The organism is Micromonospora sp. SL1-18, from assembly GCF_047921505.1.
Lineage (GTDB): Bacteria > Actinomycetota > Actinomycetes > Mycobacteriales > Micromonosporaceae > Micromonospora.
The window spans coordinates 1-23588 of sequence record NZ_JBLROA010000072.1 but is presented as its reverse complement, the minus strand read 5'-3'; the positions used below and the strand labels follow the sequence as shown (position 1 = coordinate 23588).

The window sequence follows — 23588 nt, the reverse complement described above, 5'->3', positions numbered from 1 at the left end:
GGCTCGGGCGATGGACAGCGAGTGGCCGTCACTCCTCCACGGTGACCTGGCCTCGACCGAGACCGTCGAGCTGATCGACGCCTGACTCGGCGGTGCCGATCGTGATGAGGTTGTCGCCATGGCCGCCGGCGGCGTTGTAGTAGAAGCCGATGTTTCCCCACGGCTTGTAGTAGATGAGGGTTCCGTTGCGCGGGGCGCTGCCCGGGGAACCTTCTGTGGTGAGACGCTCGGGCAGGTAGCTGATCTTCTCCCGGCCGGCGAAGTCCTCGAAGCTCAGCGTTAGCGGTAGCTTCGAGACGAAGTCCCGACCCGAGGGATTGTCGACGATCCGGACCACGATCGTGGTTTCGGCGGTGGAGAATCGCACTTGCGCCACGCTCATCTCTACTCTTGTGGTGGCTGCCGGCGACGGCTGGGCAGCCGGTCCGCCGTTTTGCGAGGCTGCGCACCCTGCCAGTGGTAGGAGCACAGCTGCAGCCAGGGTGGCGGGGACTCGCTTGCTCATGGCGATCATCTCCGACGGAGAGGGTTGCTCACGGGTGTTGGCCTGCACATCGCTAAGGTGCCCGGCTCGGCCGAGTTGGCGGTGGGACCGATCCGAACAAGGTCGGCTGGCTGCTGGACGGTGCGTGCGGGTTGTCATTGCGCGGTGTAGCCGCCGTCGACAGGCAGCGCGACGCCGATGACGAAGGTGGCGCCGGGGCTGCACAGCCACAGCACCGCGGCGGCGATCTCGTCGGGTTCACCGAGGCGGTTGATGGGCTGGTTGGCGACCGCCTCGGCGAGGTCGAGTTCACCCTTGTCGATCATTTCGGTGACCATCGGGGTGGCGATCGTGCCGGGGCAGACCGCGTTGATCCGGATGCCCCGGGGTGCGTACTCCAATGCGGCGCTGCTGGTGAGCCCCAGCACGCCGTGCTTGGAGGCGTGGTACGCGGCGCGGCCGGGCAGACCGACCAGTCCGCCGAGGGAGGAGCAGTTGACGATGGCTCCGCTACCCTGGCTGCGCATCCCTGCAAGTTCGTGTTTCATGCAGGCCCACACACCGCGCAGGTTGATGGCGTTGACCCGGTCGAAGACCTCGGCAGGTTCATCGGCCGCATCGCTGGGCGGCACCTGGATGCCGGCGTTGTTGAACGCCATGTCGAGCCGCCCGAACTCCTCGACCGTCGCGCGGACGGCGGCGGCGACGCTGGCCTCGTCGGCGACGTCACACGGCACACCGAGCACCCGATGGCCGGCGTCGCGAAGCTTTTCGGCGGCGGCCTGCAACGCGGCTTCGTTGATGTCGGCAAGGGCCACTGCGGCACCGGCTTGCGCGAACGCGCGGGCGGTGGCCAGACCCATGCCGGAACTGGCGCCGGTGACGAAGGCGACCTGGCCCTCAAAATCGTAGGTTGGGTTCATCGGTCGAACAGGCCCTTTCAAGGATGCGGACTCGACGGCCCGTTGGTGCGGGCAGGCCGTGGCCGGCCACAACATCAGCAAACCCTGTTCGGGAACCTGCGGGGAGTCTCTGACGAAACGTGTACCGACAGGGCACCCCAGCAATTCGCTGCCGCGTCGTACCGTCGTTCACATGGACAACCGCGCGGAGGTCCGCGACTTCCTCATCTCTCGGCGGGCCAAGATCACCCCGCGGCAGGCGGGGCTGCCCGACGTCGGCAACCGCCGCGTGCCCGGCCTACGCCGCGGCGAGGTCGCCACCCTTGTCGGGATGAGCATCGAGTACTACTCCAAGCTCGAACGCGGCGCGATCGCCGGCGTCTCCGCCTCCGTCCTCGACGCTCTCGCCCGAGCACTGCAACTCGACGACGCCGAACGGGCCCACGTGTTCCACCTGGCCCACGCCGCCGACGGCACCAGCGCCGGCATGCGACCCCGCCGACGGCCACACCCGCTCGCCGCCGCATGCGCCAGCCGGCCGCTATGACCGCGGGAACTGCCCGCCGAAGAATCGTCAGCCGGCGTCGCTGCCATGCTGGCCACTGCCGCGGACCGGCCCATCGTGCTGTCACCTGAACAGCCCCAAGCCCGACGGTCAGGACGCATTCCCCCAAGCTGTCAGCGACGCCGGCCGATCGTTTCCTCGGTGCCGATGGCGCGTTGACCAACTTGGGGGATCGTCCATCATGAGGAAGCTCCTGATGGTTCGTTCGATGACCCCGATGCCGGCCGTCGCGTCACCGCCCCCCGTGTAGCGGCGTGCAGGGTTGGAGCAGTGAGGCGTGTGTTGGGACGTCTGCTGGATGGCCGCTACCAGTGCGAGGAGTTGCTGGGCAGCGGCGGTATGGGTGAGGTGTGGCGCGGTCGTGACCTGCGTCTGGACCGCCCGGTGGCGATCAAGGCGCTCGCCGCGGCGGGCCTGAAGGAGCCGATGGCCGCGGAACGCTTCGACCGTGAGGCCCGCGCGGCGGCCGGGCTGACCCATCCGCACATCGTCGCTGTCTACGACTTCGGCGCCGAGGAGAACGACTCCTACCTGATCATGGAATTGGTGGAGGGGCGGACGGTGTCCGCACTGATCGCCGACGGCCCGCTGGCCGTCCTGCAGGCGTTGTCGATCGCCGTGCAGACCTGCGACGGGATCGCCGCCGCGCACGCGGCCGGGGTGGTGCACCGTGACGTGAAGCCGGGCAACCTGATCGTCACCGCCACCGGCACAGTGAAGATCTGTGATTTCGGCATCGCCCGCCTTCTTTTGGCAGAGGGGGAGAACACCCTTACCGAGCCGGCGACCAAGCTCGGCACCAGCTCGTATATGTCTCCGGAGCAGGCCCTCGGCGAGCCGGTGGACCACCGCACCGACCTGTACGGGCTGGGCTGCACCCTCTACGCCATGCTCGCTGGCGGTCCGCCGTTCGTCGGCGAGCAGCTCAGCGTGCTGCATCAGCACGTCAACGAGCCACCCCCGCCGCTGCGCGAGCGTCGGCCCGACGTACCGGCTGAGCTGGACGCCCTGGCCGCCGAACTGCTGGCCAAGGACCCTGCCGACCGGCCGCCCGGCGCGGCCGAGGTCCGGAACTGCCTCGCGGCCCTGCTGCCCCGGGCCGGCACGCCGGTTCCCCTCGTGTCGGTCACGCCAGCGGACCCCGGCCGACCGGGACGGTCCACGCCGGTGATTGCTCTTCCGCCCAGGTCGGACGCAGCCGGCCCGGCACGCCCCGGGCCGGGCTACCGCCTGGCACGGCGTCGGCGCGAGGCGCTGCTGGTGGCGGTCCTGCTCGGCGTTGCGCTGCTCGCCCTGGCCGGCGTCACGCTGCTCGACCGCGACGACCACACCTCGATCGCGGGACCGACCGCGCCGCCGGCATCGGCCACCCCCGCCGTGTCGCCCCGCGTGCCGGCTGTGCCGCTCACCGTCGCGTCCGCCACGCCGACGCTGCGTACCGTCGCGTCCGCCACCCGCAAGCCTGCCAGCCCGACACCGAGCCCTCGGGCCACCTCGCGTAGGCCGATCCCCACTCCACCCGCTGACCCGATCGCCGGCATGCGCCAGTCGATCCGGAAGCAGGTGGAAGCCGGACGGTTGAACCCAGATGCCGCAGAGGACCTGCACACCAAGGTGGACGCGATCGCAAAGAAGGTCGCCGAAAACGACCCAGACCAGGCCGAGAAGCAGCTCAAGAAGCTACGCGAGAAACTCGGCGACCTGCGACGCGACGGCAAGCTCACCGCCGAGGGCTACGATGCCCTGACCGCCGACGCCGACCGGATCGCCGCCGACCTGCGGTAAATGCATCGAGGTAGCCCGCCGCCGAGCGGATGAAAGAGCCAGCAAAAGCTCGTCTTCCTCATCGCACTCTCCGCGAGCTAACCGCCGCAGCGTAGCCGACTGACGAGGCGCCCATCGACAGCACGGAAGCCCACCCGAGCTTCCACGCCGTCGACCAGGGCGACCTTCGACTTGAAATGCGAAGGTCGTCCCCCTGCATTCGTTGTGCCTGATCTGCACCCGGGGCCCGATCCCGTTGCCCCGCGATGGCGGGGAAGAGACGCGTATGAGTGGCGCTCGCGGTGTGGGCGGACGGGGCTGGAGGGGGTGAGTCCGCCTGGCAGCGGCAGCCCGGAGGTTTCCGCACTGCCCGCCCAGCGCTGCTGGAGAAGGAGATGAACGGCATCGGCAACGCCGATAGATGCCTGATGTGGTCGTAGGGTGCCGGACGGAGATCGGGCTATCGGTGGCGGGGCCGCGGGTGGTCAGCGGTAGCAGCGCCAGGCGTATGGATCGCCAGTATTCGATGGTCGTGCGTAGGCGTCCGAACCGTACGTGTCGCGGCAGGCGACGTTCATGTCGACGGTAGACGCAGAGAGAAGCCTCGTACATTGCCAACTGCCGTCGTTGCGGGGCGCCGCGGAGCTCCCGGCGGCGTGCCGATCGCAGTATCCCTGGACCATGTTCGCCACCCCGTCGTTGCTCGATGGCCCGAGCAGGAGCGGACTCGCGCTTCGGGTTTGCGTCGGCGTGGCCACGGCGCGTGTCGGGGGCGGCGCGGCGGGGTGGGTGACCGACGGTGGGGGGCTAGGCGAACGAGTGACCTTCGGTGTGGTCCTAGGCGTGGCAGAGGAGCTGCGCGGGGTCGCGGAACTCGGCGTCGCCGTCGGCATCTCCGGGACGGCAATCGGCTCCTCAGACGCGTCCGGCGGGATGGTGGCTGTCACCAGCGGCAGCGCGCCTTCCGGCGGCCGGTCCGACCCCCAGGTAAACGCCATGGCGCATAGCAGCGCTCCCACCGCGAGCCCGCCGACCGCGATCAGCCAGCGTCGCCGACCGGCCGGCCGCGGGCGGGCATCAAGCGCCAGGTTGTGCAGCATTTGGGTCGGAACGTCTTCGATCGCCTCGGGGTACTGCGGGGCGGACCCGCCGTAGCGGTGCTCGTTGAGGCCGGCGTCATCGTCGTGCGGGTAATGCTCCTCGTGGGCGTAGCCCACCTCCGGTACGCCGTAGGTCTCCTGCAGGCCGGAATGCGCGGCCTCGCGCACCGGACCGGCATCGATCGGTCCGTACGTCGCCTGGGCCCGCCGTTCCTCCCAGGGGGATTGCCCGTGCTCGTCGCCCCGGTAGGTCTGGTCGGGCTCGTAGCCCGCCGGTGCGGGGTCGGTCACCGGGTCGGACCCCCGGTACGCGTACTCGTGCTGGCCGTACGCCCCGTCGTGCTGCTCGTATTCCTCGTACTGCTGGTCCGCCCGGTGTCTTGTGTGCCGCGCTTCGTGCTCCTGGTTCGTGTCCTCGGGCTGGCACGACTCCTCGTCCGGGTCCGGCACGTCCGCGCGCCACTGCAGCGGGGCGGCCTCCGGCCACTCGTCGTAGGTGTCGGAGTCGCTTGTTGCCGGCCGCGACAGGTGGGCGATCCAGCTGTCAATTTCATTTGGGTCGTCGTCTTGGGCAGCCCCATCGGCGGGGCGAGCGGTCGATCTCTCGGCCACGGTCGCCGGCCTCCTCTGAACGCACAGGTGCGGACAGCTAGCTGACCATACTCACCATCAGCCAAAAGTCCAGCCGACCGATCCCGTGAACGGACGACAGACCACCCCGCCTCCGACCACGCCCCGATGCTGGCGACCTTGAACCTGTTTTAGTGAAAGGCTGATGGGCAGAGCAGTGGCTCCCACAGTGGCAGCCGTAGGGGGTCCGTGCATAGGCCATGGAAGGCTCGGTCGAGGATGGCTCGCTGGTTGGGGTCGGACCGGTGGCCGGGGACGGCCCCGTGCCCGGGGTCGGGGCGGTGGTTGGCTGAGGACGCGCGGTCGGGGCCGGGTGGACAGCCGGCGCAGGACTGACAGGGGTGCGCCTCGCCACCTGAACGGCCTTACACCCACTTCAGGGATTTCCCAACGGGGTCCTTTAGGCGGGGGAGGATGTCAAATGCACCCGAGGAACCCGCCGGCCTCGATCCGCAGCCGGATCAGCTCGTCGTGGCGCCGGTGCCAGGCCTCGACCTTGGCGTCGTACACGCGGTGCCGGCGATCGTTCTCGCGTTCCACCCAGGTAATTCGCCGCGGGAAGCGGGTCTTCGCCGGGATCATGATGTTCGCCGTAACTTCGCCGTCACACCTGGTACAACCGCTCACCTTCTAGATAGGAAACACGGGAGGAGTCATGCTTCCGTTTGTTCCCTAAGGGAGAGAATTGTCTCGGTTTCTCCAGCGCAGGTCGCAGGTGGCAGGCCGCCGAGCTGACACCCAGGGGCACCAGCGGATGCGCCCAGGGAGACCGCTCCGACGATCGCCATGTGCCGCTTCGTTCCGGCGCCTGCCAAGGAGGTCAAGACCTGCTCACGCCGGCCGCTCCGAGCCCGCTTTGTTGCACGGTAGCCGTCGCCGCCGATGTCTATACGACAGGCAACCAGCACCGGCACGATGCAGGCGTGATCAGACGCGCAGAGGGAGTCCTGATGGGTATTCGTCGGCCGCTCGCGGTGGGAGCGGCATTCGCCCTGGTTCTCACGCTCAGTCCATCTGTCGCTTCCGCCGTCGTCGATGTCGGCGCTGCAGGTATCGGCAGGCTTGACATAAGGCGTGGTCCGCAGTCCGTGCGGCCCACCGACGGCCAGCTGGCCGCGGTGCGCGACCTGGTTGCGGCTTCGGGCGCCGGTACTCGGGTCAGCTGGGACGGGCGGTTCGGCACGCCGCGGACGATCCGCAAGGACGGTGGCTGGCTCACCGGGCCTCGTTCGGGAGATCCAGTGTCGGTGGCGCGGTCGTTCATCGACGTCAACCGTGATGCGTTCGGCCTCACGGCGGCGGAGGTCGCGTCGCTTGCTGTCGTACGCGATCACGAACTCGTGGGTACCGGCACGCACGTGGTGAACTTCGCGCAGACGTACGCGGGTCTGCCGGCGGTGAGAGGCGGGCGTCTCGGCGTGGCCGTGGCCGGCGACGGGCGGGTCCTGTCCTACGCCGGCAATTCGGCGCGTGGCGGCGCGCTGCTGGCCACGCACAAGCTTTCCGCAGCCAAGGTGCTGGAAGGCGTGGCCGGCAAGCTGGCCCCCGGTGTGGTCTACGCGGCTCAGCCCGCTGGTGAGCGTGCCGGCTTCCAGGTGTTCGTGAAGGGCCCCTTCGCCGGCGAGTCCTACGTGCAGAAGGCGGCGTTCCCTACCCGCGATGGCGCGCGGCCCGCCTACCGGGTGCTGTTCATCAAGGCTCTCGACGAGGCGTGGGACACCGTCGTCGACGCGGCGACCGGGGAAACGCTGTACCAGGCGTCCCTGGTGGCGCATGACGCCGAGGGCACTGTCTACGAGAACTATCCGGGTGCTCCGGCCGGCGGCCGCCCGGTGGTCAAGTCGTTCGGGCCGACCGCCCAGTCCCCCTCGGGTTACGTCGATCCGACCGGGCTGGCGGGTCTGGTAGGCCTGACGACGGTCGGCAACAACGCCAGCACCTACGCCAACTATTCGAACTTTCTGGTCCCGGCCGATCAGGGGCCGCGGCCGGTGAGCCTCACCGGGCAGTTCAACTACGCGTACGCCGCGAACTGGGCGCGCAGCAAGGGTCAGTCCGTGCCGCCGTCGTACGCCCTGGATCTCGATCCGGCGGCGACGAACCTGTTCTGGCATCACAACCGCATCCACGACGAGTTCCGGGCGCTGGGGTTCACCGAGTCCGCGGGCAATTTCCAGGTCAACAACGGCGGTAACGGCGGGCAGGGCGGCGACCCGGTGTTGGGGCTGGTCCATGCCGGGGCGGCCACCGGCGGAGCGCCCACCTACACCGGCCGGGACAACGCCTACATGCTCACCCTCCCCGACGGCATCCCCGCCTGGAGCGGCATGTTCCTGTGGGAGCCGATCAACGACACCTTCGAAGGGCCGTACTCCGACGGCAACTTCGATGCCTCAGTCATCGAGCACGAGTACGCGCACGGGCTGTCCAACCGGTACGTCAGCGGCGAGGACAATGCCCTCAACACCCACCAGTCCGGCTCGATGGGTGAGGGCTGGGGCGACTGGTACGCGTTGAACTACCTCTACGGCAACAAGCTCGCCACCACCGCCGTGGTCGCCCAGCACGCCACCGGCAACAGCGAACGCGGCATCCGCAACTGGAGCTACGACCAGAACCCCACCGGCTACGGCGATATCGGCTACGACCTCGGCGGCCCCGAGGTCCACTCCGACGGGGAGGTCTGGACCACGATCCTGTGGGACATGCGCATAGCCCTCGTCGCCCGCTACGGCGATGCCGCTGGCGGTGAGATCGCCGCACGGCTGATCACCGACGCGATGCCGCTGTCCCCGGCCGACCCGTCGTTCATCGACATGCGTGATGCCATCCGCACCGCCTTGGACAACCGCTACCACAGCCGCTCCGACTACGCCGCCCTCGTGGACGTCGTGTACGGCGCGTTCGCCACGCGGGGCCTGGGACTGCACGCCGTCAGCCACGGTGGCGACGACACCGACCCCACGCCCTCCTACGAGCACACCAACCCGGCCCGCAACGGCACCCTGACCGGAACCGTCGTCAACGCCGCCACCGGCAAACCCATCCCCGGAGCACGGATCATGCTCGGCGTGTTCGAAGCCAGGGTCACGCCGCTGCGAACCTCGTCCGCCGACGGCAGGTTCTCGGCGCCGGTCACCGCCGGCACCTACCCGGTGACCATCGCGGCCGACGGCTTCGGCGCCCGAACCTTCCCCGGCGTCAAGGTCACCGCCGGAAAGACCTCAGCCTTGCGGTTCGCCCTGGCACCCAACCTGGCGTCGGCCGCCAACGGCGCCACCATCGTCTCCGCCACCACCACCGGCGCGGCCCGGCTGATCGACGACACCGAGGCCAGCACCTGGAAAACCACCCCCGGCACCGGCAACGCCGTGATCAAACTGGCCGCCCCCGCGCAGATCTCGTCGATCCAGGTCAGCGCCTTCACCACCTCCCGATTCGAGGGGCTGCGCGGGTTCACCCTGCAGACCTCCACCGACGGGACGAACTGGCAGACCGCCCTGACCAAGGCCGACGCCTTCACCTACCAGATACCTCGGCCGACCGCACCCGACCTGCACTACAAGCAGTTCACCCTCCCGCAGCCGATACAGGCACAGTACGTACGGTTCTGGACCGACACCGCACTCGGCGAGACCAAGACGGACGTGCAGACCGCCGAACTGCAGGTCTTCTCCCAAACCGCCACCGGGGTCGAGCCGCTGCCCCCGCTACCGCCGGACGCGCCCGTGACCGAGACCGGCGTGATCATCACCGGAAACCCGTCCACCGGGACGGCCGACGACGCCACCGGCATCACCGCGATGGCGTTCAAGACGACCTGTGCCGTGCCGGCGGCACCAGCGCAGGGCACGGACGGCTGGGTCACCCAGCTGCCGGACAGCTTCGGCGACGGCGCCCACAAAGTACACGTGAGCAGCGACACCGTCACCCCGTACGACTTCGACCTGTACTTCTACGACGAGTCATGCACGCTGCTCGGCTCAGCGGCCTCCTCGGCCCCAGACGAAGCCGGCACCATCCCGAGCGGAACCCGATACATCCTCACCCAACTGTGGCTGGGCGCGGCAGTCCCGTTCACCCTCACCGCCACGGACACGAGGTGATGTAGGGGCACGGCGGGCCCGAAGAGCATTGTTCGGAAACCGTCGTGTCGCCCGTTGGGTGGTGGCTGCCGGATATCGGCAGCCACCACCCGACGTCACATCAGCCCGCCGCCCGACGCTCGGCGCGTGGCGCCGACCGGGGCGCGGGGCTGGCCCCGCGCCAGTCGGGCGAACCAGACGGCCGACGCGGACGCGTCATCGGCCACGGGCAACGGACGTCCGACCGCGACCAGGCCGTTGATCAAAGCGGCGTTCGACGTGATCGCCTCCCGATCGCTATTCGTCCATACGGTATGTATGCTTGCTGACCGAGACCTGCCCCTCCAAGTCATGCCATCCCACCCATTCACCCTGGGTGACGCTGGCCAGATCGGAGCGACATGGGCTGCTCACACGCTCAGGACTGCCCCCTCTTCCCGCTGCTCAACGCAAGCTTGAGCGCCTGGCGTAACAACTACTGCGACAGTGCGGAGGGTTGGCTGACATGTGCCCGGTACCAGATGTACAGGACAGGCCAGCTCGTGCCGATCACGCTCCTGCCGAATGGAGTCGACGCGTTCAACCGCCGGCGGCCCGTACCTGCGGCAGTACCCAAGTCCACTCAACCGGTGAACGCACGCCGCCCGTGGACATCAGCAACATCGCGAGAGGTATCGGATGGATTACCGGCTGTGGAAAGCGCAGGGGCTACGGAGCCGACTCCACCGGTAAACCACCCGGATCGCTCAGGCGCGCGAGACAAGGTCAACGATGCATGGGTGCTTGCCGTCGCCGATGATGCGAAACGCCGCGGCGGTGAACGGCTGCACGCGTGGGTGACGAGCCAGGAGAAGCCATGGGCTGCTCCTTTTCCCATCCCGCAGCCAGGGGAGCCTCCTCACACCGACGGACCGGTGGTGGTCGCCGTCGCCTGGTTCGAGCCAGCCAGCGCCGCGTTGACGGAAACCCTCACTGGCGCGCGGTGCGAGGCGCACGTGGAGGCGGCGATCTTGTTGGGCCTGCCGCGCTGGACATCGGCGACACATCCGGCGAGGGTGACCACCTGGGGTGTGGGTCTACACGCCATGGGTCTCGCGTTGCAAGACCCGACCGGTCACGTATTCGCCTACGGCGTCGCCGAGATACCGTCCACTTGGACGACCGCCGCAAGGGCGCTGGGCGCCGTCGCCGCCGTCTACGGAGTTGGTCCCCTGCAGCAGGCAGGGCACCCCGAGCCGCTTCCGGCTCAACGGCTCACCGAGGCGCGACGCGACGGAACCGTCGCCGCCGCATGGGTACCACTGCTCGAGTGACAGGCCGAGGCCGCCCCCTTTACCCGGCCAGCGTGCCGCATCTCGCGGTCGCCGTCCGCGGTATACGGGTGCTGAAGGCGGTTCACGTGGATGAGGCCCTGTATCGTGCCAAACTTGTGCAGCGTCTGTGAACTCGGGTTTCGTTGATCCGATTATGCCGCCCGCTGGTACTCGTTGATGACGCCGCTGAGGATTCAGCGGCGCCGTATCGGCGCGTTGATCGGGATGACGACGGCCGGGTCGTGGTTTGGTGGGTGCTGGGCGAGGCTCTGTGTGGACGACGCCCGTTGATGTCAACGGTCAGCTGGAGTCGGCTCCGGCACGGCCGTGGTGATCGCTGCGGGTCGATGGTAGATCCGGTGCGTGTCGATTGTGGATCTTCTGCGGTGCTGCTCCCGCATCTGGCCGGATTAATGGTCACCGACGTGCTGGACAAGGGCTCCACGGCCCGGGTCTACGCGCAGACGTGCAGCGTGACCGCAGTGTGCCCGGTGTGCGCGAGGCCGTCGCGGCGCGTCCACAGCCGGTACGATCGGCGGCTGCTCGACGCCGCGCTGTCGGGCCGGGAGATGGTGCTGCACTTGCGGGTCCGCCGGTTCTTCTGCAAGCGGCACCGCTGGCACCAGGCACGGTGGGACCGATGGGACCGCCGGGCAGCCTGCCCAACCGCAGCCGCCTACACTGCCTGTAAATATGTAAGTTCGTGGCAAATTCACATTTGTCTCCCTGGGGGCGGCTGTACTAGCCGATGTTCGCCGAGGTTCGCCCATGATGAAAGTGGCATCGATGGATCTCCTGAAGTGGCCTGCGCCATGGCTGGCGGGTAGTGCTGGCCGTTTCCTAGGTGTTGGGGGTAGCGCGCAGAAGCGGCGGGATGAGGTGATGGGCCAGATCACCTCGCCTGTCGAGGACATCAACGATTTGGTGCTTTTCTACCTGGCCAGGATGGCGGTGTGGGGTGTCATGCTGGCCATCGTGGCTCCTGCGCTTTTTGTTGCGATTCTCCCGGTATCGCTGCTTCCAGGAGGCTGGGAAGGCGCGCCGTTTCTGGCCGCATTTTTTGTTAGCGGTCTGCTGAGCTTCTTCATCTTCTTTATGGGCACCGTGCATTTGCTGAAGTGGTTGATCGCTGATTACCTGTTGGAGGGCAGGTGGAATCCTGAGAGCCGTGTGTGGCGGGCGGTCATGTTGGCGCAAACTCCGGACATAGTGATCGCCTTCGTGTCGGCGGCAGCCGTCGCGCTTTCGCAGCTGTGACCCGTTGCCGACGCAACAAATGCCAGTAGCCAATCGGATAGCATCTGCGCCAGCGCTTCGACCGGAGTGGCACGCCTGCCAGCGCGCTACGCGCCGTCGCAGACGGTGGTGCCGGCCTGGTTGTTTGCGGCCTGGCGATCGGTGGCTTGGTCTGAATGACGACGGAGGCCGTCCCGGTCGGGGGTACGGCCTCCGTGAGCGAAACCGGACTCTGCCCAGCTCAGGCTGCACGCCAGCGGGGCCGGCTGTCCGTGGCCGATGTCTTGCACCGCATCAGTTTTCCGGTGCTGGTGAGCCCGTAAGCACCGGCTGGCTTGCAGAAAGCGCCGGGACGGACGCCCTTCTGAGTTGACGACGTCGTCGGCTTGGTCGTGCGTGGGGCGCTGGTGGTGCGCTTCGGCGTCGGTTTGGGGCTGCTCCGCGTCGGCTTCGGTGCCGGGCTGGGCCTGCTGGTCCTGGCCGTGGGGCTCGGCGACCCGGTCGTGGGCACCGCGCGTGGCGACTCAGTCGGCGGCGTGTGGCTTTCCGACTGGGAGACGGACGGCTCGGCCAGCGCCCGCACCGCCGATGCGGATTCGTTGGCGGCCGGCTTGTCGTCACCCGAGCCGTTGACGACGGCGAGCCCACTGCCGCAGCAGCACAGCAGGACCAGTCCGAGGAATCCCCCGGCGATCTTCTGCCCACGAGTGGCGGGTCGCCTCGGGCCCTTGCCCCGCGCCCCCGGGGGTGACGCCTGACCTGCCCGCCCCTCCCGCGCGTTTCCTCCGGCAGCCGGGGTTTGCGCCGTCGGGTACGGCGGGACCCGTCCGAACTGGGCGGTCGGCGGCTGCCACGACGAGGGAGGCGGTGGCGGCGGTGGCGGCACCGGTTGCCAGGGGCCCTGCGGGGGTTGGTTCGTCACTCCTCCCAGTGTGCTTGCGGGCTCAACAATTTCCAGAGGCCAGTCGGACACCATCTGTGTCGACGCTTCGACGCCCAGTGATGTCCGGATTGCCAGATGAGCTGACCGACCGTCGGAGTGCCGGTCGGGCTGCGGGATGAACGATCAGTAGGTCGAGCCGGCCTATGGTCGACGGGTGGGGTTCTCCATCAAGCTGGCGCCAGGGGTGCGCATCCGGGCCTCGTCGCGGGGGATCCGCACCAGCCTCGGTCCGCGCGCCGCGCGGATCCATGTCGGCGGCGGCCGTACCGGCTTCTCCACCGGCGTCGGGCCGGTCGGCTTCTACACCTCCCTCGGCGGCCCACGCGGCCGGTCCGGCGGTGGCCGGGCCGCCTCCGCAGCGAGCTACCAGCGGCAGCTCGCCGCCCAGCAGCGTCAGGCGGCGCAGGCGCAGCGGGCGGAGGAGGCGCACCGCCTCGCCCACGCTTTCCATCGCATCCTCGAGCTGCACCGGGTGGACTTTCCGCCCGCCGCCCGGCCGATCGCGCCGGAACCCGCTCCGCCCGACTGGGACAGCATCCGCAAGCACTACGAGAGCCACGCCCTAGCCGGGATCGGGCTCTTCGAGCGTGCCCGGCGGGCGCAGGCCAAGCAGCAGGCGGCGCAGTGGACCGAGGCCGAGGTGCAACGGCAGTGGGCCACCCGGCTTGAGCAGCAGACCGCCTGGCAGCAGTACCTCGACCAGCGCTGGCACCAGCTCTGCGCCAACGTGCCCGAGGTGGTGTTGGAGACCCTGGAGGAGGCGTTCGAAGACAACGAGGCACCCAGCGCGGCGGTCGGGGTCAGCGGCGACGAGGTCTCCCTGGCGGTGCTCGTGCCCGGCGCCGACCAGCTGGTGCCCGAGCGGATGCCCACTACCACGCAGGCCGGCAACCTGTCGCTGCGCAAGCTGCCGCAGCGTGACCGCGCCGCCTACTACAAGCTGTTCGTCTGCGGCCAGGTCCTGGTCACAGTACGCGAGGCCCTGGCCGTCGCCCCCGGCGTCGCCGCAGTCCGGGTGGCCGTTCTGCGCGCCGACGGCCTGGACGCGTACGGCCGGCCGCGGGTCTCCTGCCTGCTCGCGGCGATGTTCGACCGGTCCGCGCTGCGCGGGGTGCAGTGGCAGGCAGCCGACGCCGCCGCGATCGTCCACGACACCAGCCGGGAACTGCTGCTCAACCCGCGACCGCGTACCGGCGAACTGCTGCCCCTGGACCTCGCCGGGGAGCCCGCGCTAGCCCAACTCGTCGCCGCGGTCGACCTGGCCGAACTGACCGGCACCGGGTAACCGGGCACTGACGGCCTTCACTCCGGTTTCCAGTAGAGCAGGCGTCGGTCGTGCTGGAAGCCCAGGCGCTCGTAGAAGGGCACCGCCCGGTCGCTCGAGTGGACGGTCACGTGCTCCAGCTCCAGCCGGCGCGCCTCGGCCAGCACGGCCTCCAACAGCGCCGCCCCGAGGTCCAGCACGTCGGCCTCGGTCTGGCCGGCAAAGCGTGTCGCCCACCAGCCTGGCTTCCGCAGTAGGTGGGCATCCGTTGGCCGGGAAAGCCTGCTCTGAGCTGCGGGAACGCGTGCTTCTGCGCCGTGTGGGCGTGTGCCCGCGCGGTCGGGTTGTCGCAGGTCAGACGGGGTCTGCGGTGGTGATCCGGGGTGGGGGTTTGATGCCGCAGTCGCGGTAGATGCTCGTCTGTTCGGCGGTGAGCGGGGTGGTCTGGGTGATCCGTCCGGCCTCGCCGGTCAGGGTGACCTCGTGGACGCGGCCGAGTTCGTTGCCGATGCGGTTCCAGGTGCTTCCGGTGGAGCGTTCCGCGACGCGGATCAGCAGCAGGGCGAGCCAGCACAGCAGCACGTGGGCGCGGATGCGGTGCTCAAGGCGGTGGAAGACGGGCCGCAGCTCCAGCACGGTCTTCAGATCGCGAAATCCGCGCTCCGCTTCCAGGAGCGCCTTGTAGCCGACCGCGATCTCCTCCGCGCTCAGATGGGGGTCGGAGCTGGTCAGCAGGTACCTGCCGTCCAGACGCTCCTCGGCCTTGACCTTGGCGCGGTCGATGGCCAGGCGGCCGTTCTTCGATGTCCTCAACCACCGCTTCAGGGTGGGATGTTCGATCAGGGCGCACTCAGCGCGCACGTGCGCGGCCTCCGCCCGTTCGCGGGCCTTGGCGCTGGTCAGGCGCTTGGCGTCGCGGTCGCGCTGGGCCTTGATGCGCTCCAGTTCGGCCTCGATCCTGGTGAGTGCCTCTTCGCGGTGGCGGCGGTCGCGTTCGGCCTGGGCGGGGTTGTGGCAGATGACGAAGCGCCGCCCCGGGGCCTGGTCGAGCCGGACCTCCTTGACGCGCAGGTTGTCGCGGACGTCCTGGTAGCGGCCCTGGCGCGCGAGCGCGGCCTCGGCCAGGTCGTTCCCGTCGCGCATGCGCATCCCGGCGATGTAGTGGCCGCCGGCCCGTGTGAGGTAGGACAGGTTGTCCGCCGAGGAGAACCCGCGGTCGACCACGGTGATCACCCGGCCGAGCTTCCAGTCGCGCATGTCGTCCTTGACCTGCGGCAGGATCGCCTGGTCCCTGGTCCCGCCGGGCCAGCCCCAGCAACGGACCGGCACGCCCTCCTTGGTGACGGCCAGTCCGATGGTGATCTGCGGCAGGTCGTCGCGGTGGTCCTTGCTCTTGCCGTAGGCGCGGAAGGGGGTTTCGCCCGCGTCGGGCTCATCGCGCTCGAAGTAGGTGTTCGTGGTATCGAAGAACAGCAGGTCCACCTCGAGGTTCAGCAGGTTCGCCACCGCGAAGAACACCGCTTCCTGCACCTCGGCCTGGGCGTCGGCCTCCACCAGCAGGTCCATCGCCCGGTATGCCTGGTCCTCGTCCATGGCCGCGAGTCCGGGTATCGACGCGTCGCGGCTGGCCCACTCAGCGGCCGACAGCTTGGAGGCCGGGGCGATCGCGCGGTTGGCGACCAGCGCGAACAGCACCCGCTCGACGTCGGTGCGAAAGCGGCGCTCGCCCAGAATCTTGACCAGGGCCCGGTCGATCTCCAGCTGCCGCCACAGGCCCTCGAGCAGCCACACCGCCCCAATCGGCAGGGAAGCGGTGACCTCCAGCCCGCCGCCCGCCGGTGCGGACACGTCGGCGCCGTCCTCGCCGAGGTACCGGTTGATCGAGGCGACCAGGCGGCGCAGTCCGGCGGTATCGAGCCGGTCCTCGCGGCCGAAGTTGTGCAGCACCTCGGCCTGCGTGGTGCCGCCCACCCGGCGATTGTGCGCGAGCTGCACGTAGCGGACCACCGTGCCGTCCTTGTTCTTCCGCTGAGTGGTCCGCAAGTACATGCCCACAGCATGAACGATCTCCCCAGGAAGATCCAAACCGGACCAGAGGAAGCGTGTGCCCACGCCTTCCACACCCTGCCGACCCTACCCAAGCCCGCGACCAGCGACGATGCCGCTCAAGCAGCCCCTGCATGCCTACGAACTGCGGAAGTCAGGACCAGCCCGTGAGGGCGTACCGGTTGGAGTTGAGGCGGATCTTCCTCATCCGCTGCGACCCGGCATCGTGGGGAAGAACCCCTGCGAACCTTGCCCAGTCGATAGGGACGACGCCCGTCTGCGTTGGTGTCGGAGCGGCCGCCATGGCCCCGCTCTCGGTCGCGGGCCCTGCGCCCATGGCCACCCCCGGTCCCAAGAGCAGGCAGCAACTCAGCGCGGAGGCGGACAGCGCCGGGCAAGGACCGCGTGGACTCGGTCCACCGCCTGCTCCGGCGCCGCGCAGTGCTCCTTGGTCAGCACGCCGCGCAGCAGCAGGAAGCCCGCTCGTGGAACTCCTTGCGCTCGACGTCGCTGATCGGTTCGTACCCCGTCCGGCCGTCGTAGTCAAACATCCCGTGATCTCCATCGGTGTGGTCGCTGTCGTGGTGAGCAGCAGCTAACCGGTCGGCTGTGAAGAATGTGTGCGATTCGCATCGGGAAGCCGTCCCGACGGCGTCGACGGTGCGCATAGCGAGGACCGGTCGTCGTTCCGTCTGTCTCGGGTGCCTCGTGTGAGCGCAAGCAGACGCAGCGTGAGGGGTTGTCCGAGAAGAATTCCGAGGAATACCAGCACGATCCCGCAGATCTGTCGTGGTGCGAGCGTTTCGCCGGCGATCGCGGCACCGAGCAGGACCCCCGTCATTGGATTCAGTAGCCCGACGAGCCCGACGGTGCCGGCGCTCAGGTGCCGCAGTCCGGTGAACCAGGCGGCGAAAGCGAGGGCCGTCGCTACTACCGTCACGTATGCGAAGCCGATGGCCGCAGGTAGATCCAGAGTGGGCGGTGCCCCCTCTGTTGCGACGGCGACGGGTAGCAGGATGACACCTCCGGCCATGAGCTGCCACGAGGTCAGCGAGATCACGTCGGATCCCGCGCTCCACTTCTTGGCGAGTATGTAGCCAAGGGAGGACATCACCATGGCCGCGATGGAGGCGAGCACGCCGGAGAAATCGACGGCTGCCGAGCCGTTCAACAGCATCAGGCAGACGCCGCCGATCCCAATGCCCGCGCCGACGAGGTGCGCCGCGCATGGGCGTTCGGCCAGCGCAGCCCAAGCGATCAACATCATCACCACCGGGGCTGTCGCCATGATCGTCGAGGCGATGCTCGTAGGCAAAGCCTGCGCCGCTAGGTAGACCAGCGCGAAGAAGGCGCCCATGTTCAGGGTGCCGAGTACCAGCGACTTCCACCACCACGAACCGTGGGGAACAGCCCGGCGCAAGAGCAGGAGCAGGAGACCGGCCGGCAGGGCCCGGATGACCGCGCCGTACAGCGGATAGTCGGCCGGCAGGAACCGGTGGGTGACGAAGTAGGTCGCTCCCCACGCAATTGGCGCGATCGCCGTGACGGACACCCATCGAAGAGTAGCTTCCACGGAAGCGACTATAGCTTCCGTGGAAGCTATAGTCGCTGTCATGACCGAGCGCCTCGACCACGTCGCCCGCATCCAGCAGGCGTGGACCCGCGAGCGGCCTGACCTAGACGTGAGCCCGCAGGGCGTCATCGGCCGACTGCACCGCCTCGCCGGCCACCTCACGGAGGAGCTCCGCGTCGTATATCGGCGATACGGGCTCGGGGAAGGCGAGTTCGACGTCCTCGCCGCTCTGCGACGCGCGGGCGACCCCTTCGAACGGGCACCCGGCGAGCTCGCCGCATTCACCATGGTCACGACTGGTGCCATGACCAAGCGCATCGATCGACTCGAACGCGACGGACTGGTCACCCGACGCCCCAGCATGAGCGACGGTCGGGGCCGGGTGATCGCGCTCACCAAAGCAGGCCGCGACCTGATCGACCAAGCGTTCACCGATCACATGCGCAACGAACGCCGCCTCCTCAACCTCCTGACGCCAGACGATGCCGCTCGCCTGGAATCGCTTCTGACCAACTGGCTCGCCTGCTTCGAAACTCCGCTCCAGACAGAACCACCAAATCTGCCTCAGAGCCGAATTCCCTGAGCGACGACAGGATTGTTGGACGGCGCTTGGCATGAGGATGCAGAAGCCGTCCGGCGTCATTCACGGTGAGCACATCATCCGGGCCCACGCGGCGTCGGCGTGAGCACGAACGGGGCTTGTCCTAGCGCGGAGATCGGGCGATCGGGCAGGTTGCGAAGGATTTCGGACCTGACGGAGATCGCGGTTCGGGAGTGGGTCAAGTAGGCTGAGCTCGACGCTGGCGGGACCGCATGACCGTGCTCTTCGACGATGTCGGCTACAAGACCCTGTCGGTCTCCGTGGTACAGGCGCAGGGCCTGCTGGCACTCGACGCGGATCGCCGCTAACCGGCGAACCTCTTCGCCCGCCGCGCCGATGCCGCAGCCATCAGTCTGGTGCGTCCTGTGTGCGGCGCGCGCCGATCGAATCGGCCCGTTGGGGTGTTCACCATGGCTGGTCCCACACCGGTTGCCATGATCGTTATCTCGCTGGAGCTGGCGTGCTACGTCCCGCTTGCAGAGGCCTCCTGTGTGCGGCCGGACTTGCGGTCAGGGCGTTGAGTACGCCGGTGACATCGAGAATCCGGTGGACCTGGGGGCTGGCGTTGACCAGCGAAAGGTGCCGTCCGGTTGTCGTCGCCGTGTTCCGCGCGGTAATTAGTGCGCTGATGACGCTTGAGTCGATGAAGGTCACCGCGGTCGCGTCGATCTCAACGATGTCGGCGTTGTCGACCGCCGTGTGCAGGAGGTCCTGTAGCCGTGGGGCGCCGTTCATGTCGATTTCGCCGTACGGCACAACGGTTCTGCGGTCGCCTTCGGTGTGGATCTGGTGCTGCCAGGTCAGCTCTGGATTCATTCCTGCTCACCCTCCATTGCGGACGCGTCAACCATACCGCCGCCCCCGACGGCAGCTGACTGCTGTGCCAGGACGGCGGCCGTCTGACGGGTCAGGCGGACGCTCACTGTGGCGGTGATCCCGTCGGGCCTGCGGGTCAGCATCAGCGCGCCGGTCAACTGATGGGCAAGCCAGAGCCCCCGGCCGCCCGGCACGTGCGCTGGCGGCAGGTCCACGGGCAGCGCGTCAGTGCCTGCGCCGTGATCGGTGACCTCACACACCAGAACGTCGTCCACCTGCCGAAGGTCCAGGTGTCCTGATCCGCCGCCGTGGCGTACCGCGTTGGTCACCAGTTCGTGAACGGCTAGCACGAAGTCATCACCGTCGTCGCCGGGCAGGCCGGCGGCCGTGACCCGCGCGGCGAGGAGGTGCCTCAGGGGGGGGGCACTGTCTCGCGGTGAAGTGCTGCGACAGCAGCACGACCGGCCGGGCGATGCGCCCGCTTTCCCGACCGCCCTCGCCGATCTGCCCGTCGCTCATGATCGGCATGCTACCTATCCCGGCAGTTCCGCCACCGTTGTCCGGTGGCAGGTATCTGCAGGTTACAAGGCATGGACTCTCGAACATGAGGCGGACTCGGGTAATCTGGCCGAGCCGGCCGCGGTGGATGGGAGTGCTCGACGTGTCCGCCCGATGGCCGCACCTGGCGTCGGTGCCCAGGCCTCCACGGCAGAAGCGTCAGGGCTGACCTGGTGACGTCGTTTCTGCCCCGTCTTCCGGCAGGGGTTCGGGCGGGTGTGTGGGCGGCGCCAGGGTCAAGGCTGGGCAGGCGGCTCACCGGTGCCGTGGGTGAAAGGGCTACCAGCCTTCCCGGACGGGCCAAGGCCGGTAGGGCGTACTGGTTGACGCGGCGCTAACGCGAATGGCCAGTTGTTCCTCGCACCGAGGCAGCGTAGATCGCCAGGCCACCTGTGACTTGCGGCCGGCTGACTGCTATCCACTACGGGTGTCGTTGATGTCTCTGGCGGCAATCTACCATCGTGGATTGCTTCGCCCGGGGTCATACCTCACACTGTCCGTATGGCTACCACTGCAGCCGGGCGGGCCCGTACCGTGACGGGCACAGGGGTACTCGCCGCCCTGACTCTGGTGATCGCATTCGGTAACCCGGCCTACACCGACTGGGCGAAGAACCACACGTCAAACGACGCGTGGGGATTCTTTCTCAAGCAGTTGTCGTGGCCGACCTGGTCGTTCAGCTCGGATGAGTCGGTGCGGACCATCCTCGCCAACGACATCAAGGCAATCCTGCTCGTCGTGCTGACCGGCGTCTTCGTGTCCCTCATGGTTGAGGCAGCGTCACCGCGCAGCGCGAGGCTGTTCTTCTCGAGCTGGGGAGCCTACGTCTTCGCCGCGGCGTCCGTCAGCCTCCTTGCCGCGTTCATCCAGGTGAATGCCAGCCTGCGCGGCGCCTTCGACTGGGCCGCCGGCGGTGGGATCTACGGACTGTTCGTCGGTTGGGTCCTCGCCAGCGTGCTCTCCGCCTCCCGGAAGTAGCCCCCCATATCGTCTGAATCGGCGGCCACGCCCTCAGCTGGCATGGCCGCCGTCGTCTGTTGTAGCGGCGCTGGTCAAGCTGAGGTGCTGCGCGAGCAGATCGAGGGGCGCGTCGCCGGACGTGTTGCAGGCGATGATCCATGTGGTGTGCGTTTTGCGAGCCCGCTGACCTGAGGGCCGCCGATACCTGTGCCAGGATCCGGCCACGGGCGAGTTGCTGTGTCAGCCCGCTAGGCCCACCTGATGCCCCTGCCGCATGCGCTGTGCGCCTACAGGCACCTCGCGCACGAGAACCCGATGTGCGCCGTGACGCCTGATCGGAAGGCTGGCAGACCAGCCAGCAGCCCTCGCCGCTGAGCAGGGTGGTGACGGCGTCGGATCCGTCGTTGATGTCCGCGTAGAGGATGGTGGGTACACCCGGGTGGCCCATCGGCGGCGGATGCGGCCATGACCTTGTTGAGCCCGGATTTGGTCATGCTGCTCGGGGCAGGCGGAGGTCGTCGGTTGTCTGTTCGCGGGATGGGTCGGGTGGACTTTTGGCTGATGGTGAGTAGGGTCAACTAGCTGTCCGCACCTGTGCATTCAGAGGAGGCCGGCGACCGTGGCCGAGAGATCGACCGCTCGCCCCGCCGATGGGGCCGCCCACGTTCACGACCCGGCGAGTGACATAGACAGCTGGATCTCTCAACTGTCGCGACCGCCATCAAGCGACTCGGGCACGTACGACGACTGGCAGGCGGCTCCCGGACCGCAGTGGCGCGAGGACGTTTCGGACCCGTACGAGGAGTCGTACCGACCGGAGGAGCCGAACCAGGAGCACGAAGGGCGGCACGCAAGGCACTGGGCACAGCAGCAGGACGAGGATGAGTCCGAGCAGTACGACGGGGCGTACGGTCAGCACGAGCACGCGTATCGGCGGTCCGACCCGGTGGCCTACCCCGAACCGGAGCGTTACGAGCCCGACCAGAACTATCAGTACGACGAGCACCAGCGGGCCTACCGGGAGCAACGGCGGGCCCAGGAGCCGTATGGACCGGTCGATGCCGGTCCGGTCCACGAGGACGCGTACACGTACGCGTACGCTGCGCTGCAGGACACATACGTACTACCGGAGGTGGGCTACGCCCCCGGGGAACACCACCCGCACGACGATTACCCCGGCCGCAACGAGTACCGCCGGGCGGAGCCCGACGCCCAGGACCCCGAGGCGTTCGAGGACGGCCAGCCCCGAGTGCAGCGCAATCGGGAGCTTGATGCCCGCCCGCGGCCGGTCAGCCGGCGGCGCTGGCTGATCGCGGTCGGCGGGCTCGCCTTGGGGATGCTGCTCTGCGCTCTGCCGTTCATGATGGGGTCGGGTGCGCCGCCGGAAGGCGGGGACAGGTCGGAAGGCGTGCTGCCGCTGTCGACCGTGACCATCCCGCCGGACGCGTCTGAGGAGCCGATCACTCTCCCGGAGATGCCGTCGACCGCGCCGAGTTCCGCGACACCGGGCAGTTCCTCCGCCACGCCCAGGACCAGACGGTCGGTCACGCATTCCGCAACGCCTGGCGCCAGACCGTCAGTCACACGTTCCGCCACGCCGCCCCCGACACCCACAGTCACCACGCCGACGCAGACCCGAAGCCCGAGTCCGGTCCTGCTCGGCCCGTCGAGCAACGACGGGGTGGCGACTATGGCTCAGCAGTACTGCGATCGGCATACCGCCGGGAGTTCGGCCGAGGCCCGCAACGACGGCCGTTGGCAATGCACGCGTCTTCTCTTAGCGTCCGCCGTCGACATGGACGTCGCCTGCCACGACACGTACGGCTCGGGCGCCTACGCGCAAACGTCGAATCCTGGCGATCCATACGCTTGGCGATGCTACCGCTGACCACTCGTGACTCCGCCGCTGATGAGTAGTGGGTGAGCACCGTGACGTCGTCCCCGAGGCGCGAGCGGTGGTCGACTGCGAGCGGCTTCAGTCGGCCGGCCACCTGAGCGTCGAGTGCCGTACGCTGCTCGGCCTGCCCTTCAGTCACCTGCTCACCGACGCTGATGCGCAGGTTGAGGTCCGCCGCGTCCTGTCGGGTCTCTCCGGCCAGCCCGAGCAGTGCGGGCGATGAGGCGAGTAGTTCGCGAAGCGCCGCGTCCTGGTCGGCGCTCAGCTTCAGTTGCAGCTCAACGAGGCCGTCCAGGTGATCCAATCGTGCGGCACCTCGCTCACCAAGCGGCGTCAGGATCTCCGATCGCACCGCATCGTCGGGGGCGAGCGTGCCGAACCGTAACGGGAGCATGGGAGTCCGCGAGCGAGTCAGGCGGCAAGCGGCATCAACGCGGCCCAGGTACCGCAGCCGCTTCGGGAAGCAGGACCAGCGGCGCCACATCACGATCACCATATGCGCATGGTCACTCACTCAGATGTAACGACAACATGGGGGGCATACCGCTTGTCATGGGTGGAAGGTCGAGGTGCGCGGCCTCGATGCAGACGACACGAACATGTGTCCCGCTCACCCGAACAGCGCACCAGACGCTCCCTCGGAGGCAACCCGGTGGCGTACTCAACGACCCGCAGCAAACCAGCGCGCCGGCGTGGCCGTCATGCTGCTGTAACCGTCTGGAACCAACCCATACAGCTGCTGCGGCAGCTCCATCAGCGTTCACAGCAAGGGGGGCCGCGCGTCGTGTTCGCCGTGATCGTCCTGCTGGCCATCAGCCTCACCATGATCATGGCGGCGTTAGCCCGATGAC

At 68.4% G+C, this 23588-nt stretch carries 20 protein-coding genes and 1 pseudogene; 11 read left to right on the top strand and 10 right to left on the bottom strand.

Annotated elements, in window-relative coordinates; all coding sequences use genetic code 11:
- Positions 1–28: 28 nt before the first annotated feature.
- Both ACNAW0_RS25715 and ACNAW0_RS25710 read right to left on the bottom strand, forming a co-directional pair.
- A complete protein-coding gene (locus ACNAW0_RS25715; protein ID WP_416290582.1) occupies positions 29–382 on the bottom strand; it encodes a cyclophilin-like fold protein in 354 nt (117 codons plus the stop codon).
- Positions 383–639: 257 nt separating this feature from the next.
- The gene (locus ACNAW0_RS25710) at positions 640–1482 is read right to left on the bottom strand and encodes an SDR family NAD(P)-dependent oxidoreductase (RefSeq protein ID WP_416290581.1); all 843 of its coding nucleotides are present in this window, start codon (positions 1480–1482) and stop codon (positions 640–642) included.
- Positions 1483–1579: 97 nt separating this feature from the next.
- Between ACNAW0_RS25710 and ACNAW0_RS25705 the strand changes: the two genes are divergently transcribed.
- The gene (locus tag ACNAW0_RS25705) at positions 1580–1933 is read left to right on the top strand and encodes a helix-turn-helix domain-containing protein (protein WP_416290580.1); all 354 of its coding nucleotides are present in this window, start codon (positions 1580–1582) and stop codon (positions 1931–1933) included.
- A gap of 288 nt (positions 1934–2221) precedes the next feature.
- Positions 2222–3736, top strand: coding sequence for a protein kinase domain-containing protein (locus ACNAW0_RS25700; protein WP_416290579.1), 1515 nt, complete (start codon positions 2222–2224; stop codon positions 3734–3736).
- Positions 3737–4200: 464 nt separating this feature from the next.
- Here ACNAW0_RS25700 and ACNAW0_RS25695 read toward each other — a convergent pair whose 3' ends face one another.
- Complete coding sequence (locus ACNAW0_RS25695) at positions 4201–5427, bottom strand: hypothetical protein (protein WP_416290578.1); 1227 nt, start codon at positions 5425–5427, stop codon at positions 4201–4203.
- Between the two features lie 435 nt (positions 5428–5862).
- A complete protein-coding gene (locus ACNAW0_RS25690; RefSeq protein ID WP_416290577.1) occupies positions 5863–6027 on the bottom strand; it encodes a hypothetical protein in 165 nt (54 codons plus the stop codon).
- 506 nt (positions 6028–6533) lie between these two features.
- Here ACNAW0_RS25690 and ACNAW0_RS25685 point away from each other — a divergent pair.
- From ACNAW0_RS25685 to ACNAW0_RS25660, 6 genes are all read left to right on the top strand, one after another.
- Positions 6534–9551: a M36 family metallopeptidase gene (locus ACNAW0_RS25685; protein WP_416290576.1), complete on the top strand. Its 3018-nt coding sequence runs from the start codon at positions 6534–6536 to the stop codon at positions 9549–9551.
- A 758-nt stretch (positions 9552–10309) separates the two neighbouring features.
- Positions 10310–10843 (top strand): hypothetical protein, encoded by a 534-nt coding sequence (locus tag ACNAW0_RS25680; RefSeq protein ID WP_416290575.1) that lies wholly within the window; start codon positions 10310–10312, stop codon positions 10841–10843.
- A gap of 290 nt (positions 10844–11133) precedes the next feature.
- Positions 11134–11670 carry a transposase family protein gene (locus ACNAW0_RS25675; protein ID WP_416290574.1) on the top strand — a complete coding sequence of 179 codons (537 nt, stop codon included), beginning with the start codon at positions 11134–11136 and terminating at the stop codon, positions 11668–11670.
- A complete protein-coding gene (locus ACNAW0_RS25670; RefSeq protein WP_416290592.1) occupies positions 11630–12100 on the top strand; it encodes a hypothetical protein in 471 nt (156 codons plus the stop codon). The genes ACNAW0_RS25675 and ACNAW0_RS25670 overlap by 41 nt, the downstream gene beginning before the upstream one ends.
- Before the next feature lie 365 nt (positions 12101–12465).
- A complete protein-coding gene (locus ACNAW0_RS25665) occupies positions 12466–12837 on the top strand; it encodes a hypothetical protein (RefSeq protein WP_416290573.1) in 372 nt (123 codons plus the stop codon).
- Positions 12838–13176: 339 nt separating this feature from the next.
- Positions 13177–14307 carry a DUF4236 domain-containing protein gene (locus ACNAW0_RS25660; protein WP_416290572.1) on the top strand — a complete coding sequence of 377 codons (1131 nt, stop codon included), beginning with the start codon at positions 13177–13179 and terminating at the stop codon, positions 14305–14307.
- Between the two features lie 17 nt (positions 14308–14324).
- Here the strand turns inward: ACNAW0_RS25660 and ACNAW0_RS25655 are convergent, their stop codons facing one another.
- From ACNAW0_RS25655 to ACNAW0_RS25645, 3 genes are all read right to left on the bottom strand, one after another.
- On the bottom strand, positions 14325–14486 hold the full coding sequence (locus tag ACNAW0_RS25655; protein ID WP_416290571.1) for a GNAT family N-acetyltransferase: 162 nt from the start codon (positions 14484–14486) through the stop codon (positions 14325–14327).
- A gap of 154 nt (positions 14487–14640) precedes the next feature.
- On the bottom strand, positions 14641–16293 hold the full coding sequence (locus ACNAW0_RS25650) for an IS1634 family transposase (RefSeq protein ID WP_416290570.1): 1653 nt from the start codon (positions 16291–16293) through the stop codon (positions 14641–14643).
- Positions 16294–16927: 634 nt separating this feature from the next.
- Positions 16928–17884, bottom strand: a complete 957-nt coding sequence (locus ACNAW0_RS25645; RefSeq protein WP_416290569.1) for an EamA family transporter — start codon at positions 17882–17884, stop codon at positions 16928–16930.
- A 61-nt stretch (positions 17885–17945) separates the two neighbouring features.
- Between ACNAW0_RS25645 and ACNAW0_RS25640 the strand changes: the two genes are divergently transcribed.
- Positions 17946–18488: a MarR family winged helix-turn-helix transcriptional regulator gene (locus ACNAW0_RS25640; protein ID WP_416290568.1), complete on the top strand. Its 543-nt coding sequence runs from the start codon at positions 17946–17948 to the stop codon at positions 18486–18488.
- 459 nt (positions 18489–18947) lie between these two features.
- On the opposite strand, the gene ACNAW0_RS25635 is transcribed toward ACNAW0_RS25640, so the two are convergent.
- Positions 18948–19322 carry an STAS domain-containing protein gene (locus ACNAW0_RS25635; RefSeq protein WP_416290567.1) on the bottom strand — a complete coding sequence of 125 codons (375 nt, stop codon included), beginning with the start codon at positions 19320–19322 and terminating at the stop codon, positions 18948–18950.
- Positions 19319–19699: an ATP-binding protein gene (locus ACNAW0_RS25630; RefSeq protein ID WP_416290589.1), complete on the bottom strand. Its 381-nt coding sequence runs from the start codon at positions 19697–19699 to the stop codon at positions 19319–19321. Before ACNAW0_RS25630 ends, ACNAW0_RS25635 begins: the two co-directional genes overlap by 4 nt.
- Before the next feature lie 682 nt (positions 19700–20381).
- Here ACNAW0_RS25630 and ACNAW0_RS25625 point away from each other — a divergent pair.
- On the top strand, positions 20382–20858 hold the full coding sequence (locus ACNAW0_RS25625; RefSeq protein ID WP_416290566.1) for a hypothetical protein: 477 nt from the start codon (positions 20382–20384) through the stop codon (positions 20856–20858).
- 928 nt (positions 20859–21786) lie between these two features.
- Positions 21787–22728: a hypothetical protein gene (locus tag ACNAW0_RS25620; RefSeq protein ID WP_416290591.1), complete on the top strand. Its 942-nt coding sequence runs from the start codon at positions 21787–21789 to the stop codon at positions 22726–22728.
- A gap of 109 nt (positions 22729–22837) precedes the next feature.
- Here the strand turns inward: ACNAW0_RS25620 and ACNAW0_RS25615 are convergent.
- Positions 22838–23131: pseudogene (locus ACNAW0_RS25615) on the bottom strand (GvpL/GvpF family gas vesicle protein); the annotation flags it as partial.
- Positions 23132–23588: the final 457 nt, after the last annotated feature.